Genomic DNA, 5953 nt, shown 5'->3' with positions numbered 1-5953 from the left:
CCAGCGCCGCGAACCGCGCCCGGAGCGAAGCGAAGGGCAAATTAGACTGAGCCGGGTGAGCAACCATCCGTACCGCGCGCCGCGCACCCTGGAGCAGTCCACCAAGCTGCAGAACGTCCTCTACGAGATCCGAGGACCGGTACACGAGCACGCGGCACGGCTGGAGGCCGAGGGGCATCGCATCCTCAAGCTCAATATCGGCAACCCCGCGCCGTTCGGCTTCGACGCGCCCGACGTCATCATGCGCGACATGATCGCGGCGCTGCCGTACGCGCAGGGTTACTCGGAGTCGAAGGGCATCATGCCCGCCCGGCGCGCCATCGTCACCCGCTACGAGCTGGTGCCGGGCTTCCCGGAGTTCGACGTCGACGACGTCTACCTGGGCAACGGCGTGTCCGAGCTGATCACCATGACCATGCAGGCGCTGCTGAACAACGGCGACGAGGTGCTCATCCCGGCTCCGGACTATCCGCTGTGGACGGCCATGACCTCGCTCTCGGGCGGCACCCCGGTGCACTACCTGTGCGACGAGTCCAACGGCTGGCAGCCCGATATCGCCGATATCGAGTCCAAGATCACCGACAAGACCAAGGCGCTGCTGGTCATCAACCCGAACAACCCCACGGGTGCGGTGTACTCGACGGAGGTGTTGCAGCAGATCGTCGATCTGGCGCGCAAACACCAGCTGCTGCTGCTCGCCGACGAGATCTACGACAAGATCCTCTACGACGATGCCAAGCACATCTCGCTGGCCACGCTCGCGCCGGATCTGCTCTGCCTGACCTTCAACGGCCTGTCCAAGACCTACCGGGTGGCCGGGTACCGGGCCGGTTGGTTGGTGATCACCGGACCGAAGGAGCACGCCGCGGGCTTCCTGGAGGGCATCGACCTGCTGGCCTCCACCCGCCTGTGCCCGAATGTGCCCGCGCAGCACGCCATCCAGGTGGCGCTGGGCGGGCATCAGAGCATCGAGGATCTGATCCTGCCGGGCGGACGACTACTCGAGCAGCGCGATGTGGCGTGGGAGCGGCTGAACTCGATTCCGGGCGTGTCGTGTGTGAAACCCAAGGGCGCGCTGTACGCGTTCCCCCGCCTGGATCCGGAAGTCCATGAGATCCACGATGATTCGAAGCTGGTGCTGGATCTGCTGTTGCAGGAGAAGATCCTGATGGTGCAGGGCACCGGGTTCAACTGGCCGCATCACGATCACCTGCGGATCGTCACGCTGCCGTGGGCCAGGGATCTGGCCGTCGCGATCGAAAGATTTGGCAACTTCCTCGCGAGCTACCGGCAGTAGTTCCAAACGAAACAGACCATGAGTTCGAAAAAGTCAGGTTTTTAGAGACTTAGCTAGCGCAAAGATCCCCCTTTTGTGTACAGTAGTCCTCGGCACCTAGAGTGCCCCGGCTGGACCGCCTACCCCCCCTGAGCCGTCCAGCCCTGGGTTGGCCGGCCTACCCCCCCTGGGCCGCCGATCCCCGGGCGGCGGAGACATCCCCCTGCTCTCCGCCGCCCCTCAACCCGCCCATTCCCGCCTCCCCGCGACTTCAGCGCACAGCTGAGAGTCGTTGTCACTTGTGTACGCGTGCCGGCGGTCAGGGTGCGAAACGATTCTGGGGGTTCCCGGTGAGTTACCCCGAACGGTGCGAAATCAGTTGTCACCTTGGCAGACGTCAGGTCGAGAGGGTCTTTCTGCTGGCTTGTCGGCTGCTAAGTGCCCTCGCGGATACGGCCGGAAACGGTTTTCGTTAGGCTCGCGCGGGTGAGCGATCACCATCACGGCCACAGCCACAGCCATAGCCACTCCGGGCCGCTCGAGATCGGAGACACGGCCGCGCGGGTGGTGGTGGGGTTGCTCGTGGTCATCGGGGTGGCCGTGCTGGTGGGGTTGGTGTGGTTGTGGCCGAGCAAACAGCATGTCGAGATTCCGTTGCCCATGCAGAACGCGGGTGGCGGGGCGGTGACGACCGAGGCCGGGACCGTCGTCATGCAGGAGTGGGGGCCGTGCGGGAGTCCGTCGCTGGGGCGGGTGTTCCCGGACGATCCCGCGCCGCCGCGCGCCAATACCTATGACTGCCAGCGCAGCATCATCACCATCGACTCCGGGCCGCACGCCGGGAACAAGACGCTGTTCGAGATCGCGCCCGGACCGGGGCAGCCGGAGCTGCACGCCGGGGACAAGATCCGGCTGGTGCGCCAGTCCGATCCGAGTGGTGCGCCCATGTACTCCTTCGAGGACTACGCGCGCGGGCTGCCGCTCACACTGATCGTGCTGGCATTCGTCATCGTCATCGTGGCGGTGGCGCGGTGGCGCGGGTTGCGGGCGCTGCTCGGGCTCGGGTTCGCATTCGGGGTGCTGGTGATGTTCCTGCTGCCCGCGCTGCTGGACGGCAAACCCGCCATTCCCGTTGCGCTGGTGGCGGGTTCGCTGATTCTCTACGCCGTGCTGTACCTGGCGCACGGGGTGAATCTGCGCACCAGTTCGGCGCTGCTGGGCACGCTGACCTCCATGCTGCTGGCCGCCGTGCTGTCCTGGGTGGCCATCGAGATAACCCATCTCACCGGGTTGTCCGAGGAGCAGAACACCAATGTGGCGACCTATATCGAACACGTCAGCATTACCGGGCTGCTGCTCGCCGGATTCATCATCGGTTCGCTCGGTGTGCTCAACGATGTGACCATCACGCAGGCGGCGGCCGCCTTCGAACTCGCCGCGCTGGACGACAAGGCGTCCCGGCGCGACATCTTCGCCGCCACCATGCGGGTGGGGCGCGACCACATCGCCAGCACCGTGTACACGCTGGTGCTCGCCTACGCCGGTGGCGCGCTGCCGCTGCTGCTGCTGTTCAGCGTGGCGGGCCGCTCCATCCGCGACGTCCTCACCGGTGACGCGGTCGCCATCGAGATCACCCGCTCCGCCGTCGGCGGCATCTGCCTCGCCCTGTCGGTGCCGCTGACCACCGGCATCGCCGTCATGCTCGCCCGGCCCTTCCACATGCACCGCACCGCCCCCACCGGACCGGCATCGCGAGGCAAACGTCCCGCCGCCCGCGCGCGCCGCACCGGTGCGCAGCCCGCCGCGCGCCGGACCCGCACCGGCGAACAACCGGCGGTGTCCGGATGGAACTCGGCCCTGGCCACCGGGGAACAACCGGCGGCCACCGCGCGGAACTCAGCGCGCGCGACCGGCGATCCGTCGGCGACTCCCGGACGGGGCGCGGCACCCGCGACCGGTGAACAGCCGTCCGCCCGGCCGAACGGCGACGAACAGCCCGCACACGCCCACCGGCAGTCGAGTCCCGGCACCGGCGAGCAGACCACGGTGCCACGCACGTCCACGGCGTCGAGTGGCGAGCAGCCGTCCTGGACCCTCGCCGCCCAGAGCGGAGCCCAACCGGCGGTGCCCGCCGCACCCGAGCCTCCATACACCGACGAATACCCCACCGATCCCCAACTCCGGCTGCCGCTGACCGGCGAACTGCCCGCGTGGCCGCCCACTCCGGAACAGCCCGACCCACCACGCCGCCCGCGCCACGCCAAGGACTGGTTCGAGGAGTAACCACCCCGGCGTCTCGACCCGCGACCCGCACACCGCGCGAGCACGGCGCAACCCGCGATCGTCCGGGAGAGCACGGCGCAACCCGCGATCGTCCGGGAGAGCACGGGTCGTGGCACCACGACTCCGGCCGCGAGACGGGCGTGCGCGCCACGAGACGAACGGAACGCGAACTCCGGCTGCCGCTGACCCGCGAACAGCGCGCCTGGCCGCCCACTCCGGAACAACCCGACCCACCACGCCGCCCACGCCACGCCGATGCTGGATTGAGGAGTAACCGTCCCGGCATCTCGACAGACTGCGTCCCGCGCACCGCCATCGCGCGCATCCGCGCCGTGGCCGCCCGGCGGAAGTTGGTACCGCTCCCACGTCCGAGGTGCCGCGCCATCCGCGCTCGAGCGGTCGCAGGCGCGAGCGGTACCGACATGGCCAACAGGCCACGCAGTCGGGGTGCGGCCACGTCTCGACCGGGCGGCAACCTGCGAATCCGAGGTACTGCTGGTCGACTCGACGACGTAGCGCTGATCGACAGAGCGGGGCACATCACCGCTTCGTCCGAACTCGGCACGAGCTTTTCGCTGCCCGGGAAGGGCTGACCGGACCCTTGCCTGGTCGCTGGCACTCGGGCGGCTATCGTCCGGCCCAGGCAGCTCGGGCGTGCGCCGGGCGCTCTACTGGCCGGCCGGGGCGGGTGGGAACAGCGGGGGGATGGTGGGGACCACGATCGGGGGGAGGCCCGGGATGACCGTGATGGTGTTCGCGCTCGGCGGGGGCGGTTCCTCGCTCGTGGTGGTGGGATTGTAGCGCGGGGGCGGGGCGGCGACGGATTCGTTGGTCGCCTCGGTGGTCGGCGCGGGCGCGGAGGTGGTGCGCGGCGCGGTCGAGGTGGTTTCGGCGGTGGTGCTCGAATCGCGACTCTGCGAATCGGGTTCGAAGGCCGTCGGCCGCCAGCCCAGGGTCACGCCGATGGCGGAGACAACCACGAGCGCGCCGACCGCCACCCCGGCCACGCTGATCTCCCGGCGACGCCGGGACCGCTCCCCCGGCTCCGTGCCGGAGAGCCAGGTGTGAGTGGACTGGGACCGCGGCCGGGGAGCCGGTTCGTCGAAGTCAGGCTGCGGCTGGGCCAGCGGCTGCCGCTGCCGCACCGGGCGGGCCAGCATGGCGGCGCCGCGCACCGCGGCGGTCTCGGGACCGTCGGCGACCACCACGGGAATGCCGAGCCAACGCCGCAACACGCGCGCCACCAAGGGAATCCGGGCGCACCCGCCGATCACGGCGACCGCCTCCACCGGCTGTTCGGAGCGCAGGATCACATCGCGGGCCATGCGCGCCGAGGACTCCACGGCCAGCATGATGAGGGCTTCGAAATTCTCCTGTGATAGCAGCACCAGCCCCTCGGGCGACGGCAGCGCCACCGCCGTGCTGGTGGACAGCTGTTCCTTGGCCTTGCGACACAGTTCGTCCATGGCGGCGAGCCCGGCCGCGTCCGGCGGATGCGCGATGCGTCCGGAGGCGATCTGCTGTTCCCGGATCAGGGAGTCCAGATAGTCGCCGCTGATATCGCTGGTGCGCTCGGTGTGATGGATCTGCCGGGAGGCGGTATCGACCACCGTAATGGACAAACCGGATGCGCCGAGGTCGTAGACGGCGACGGTGCCGAAACCCTGGATATCACCGGAGTACTCCAGGAATTCCAGCGCCGCCACCACATCCGGGATGAGCTCGTAATTGATGAGCTGGCGGCGGGCCAGCTCCGCGCGGATACCGCGGGCGTGCTGTTCGTCCCGATACGCGATGGCGGTGGCGGTGATCGACGGATCGGCGGCGAGCACGGCGCCGACCGCGTCCGCCACCAATTCCTCCACCCGCTGCTCACCGACCGGGATGTCCTGGGTGTCGAAGGTCTGCGGGGCACCGCGATACCCGTCGTGGAACGGCTCGGCCTGCTGAAATCCGGGGCGCGAGTAGGCATCGGCCTCGGCGAGCGGCCGCGCGACGCGCACCGCGCTCACCCCCACCGACACTCCCAGTACCGAACTCATCTGCAGCCCATCTCGATTCACGCTCCCACGACGTGCGAGCGGGCCGCCGCCTGCGGATGGCCAGCGTCGCGTCACACTTGCGGTGGGGTCACTGTACCTGTCGGTGACACACTACGGCCTGCCGCGTCTTCCGTACACCCGCCTACGACCACCTGGTTCGGCGCATTCGGGACAGCCGCGCGGGGCCCGCGGGTGGCGATGCGAACACCGGTGGCGGGACGTACCCCACTGGGCGAGAGGGACATCCACGCCCGTGCCCCACCGTCCCCGCGCACGCACCGCGGTCACCGGCGACCAGGCGGCGACATCCACGCCCGCGCCGCCATGCCCGCGCACCCTCCGCGGTCACCGG

Annotated in this window: 2 protein-coding genes and 1 pseudogene; 2 read left to right on the top strand and 1 reads right to left on the bottom strand. The window is 69.3% G+C overall.

Translation table 11 applies throughout. The features are described from left to right. Positions 1-46 precede the first annotated feature (46 nt). Positions 47-1297, top strand: coding sequence for a pyridoxal phosphate-dependent aminotransferase (locus QK444_RS31290; protein WP_282785682.1), 1251 nt, complete (start codon positions 47-49; stop codon positions 1295-1297). 465 nt (positions 1298-1762) lie between these two features. Further along, positions 1763-2989: pseudogene (locus QK444_RS31285) on the top strand (YibE/F family protein); the annotation flags it as partial. 1238 nt (positions 2990-4227) lie between these two features. On the opposite strand, the gene QK444_RS31280 reads toward QK444_RS31285, so the two are convergent. Further along, positions 4228-5601: an Hsp70 family protein gene (locus tag QK444_RS31280; protein WP_282785681.1), complete on the bottom strand. Its 1374-nt coding sequence runs from the start codon at positions 5599-5601 to the stop codon at positions 4228-4230. Positions 5602-5953: the final 352 nt, after the last annotated feature.

This window comes from Nocardia sp. CC201C (assembly GCF_030010695.1).
GTDB classification, from domain to species: Bacteria; Actinomycetota; Actinomycetes; order Mycobacteriales; family Mycobacteriaceae; genus Nocardia; species Nocardia otitidiscaviarum.
This window is presented reverse-complemented; position numbering and strand designations above follow the sequence as displayed.

Bases quoted from the DNA above. Each gene is read 5' to 3' on its own strand.
- QK444_RS31280 (WP_282785681.1), bottom strand. From the start codon at position 5,601: ATGAGTTCGGTACTGGGAGTGTCGGTGGGGGTGAGCGCGGTGCGCGTC.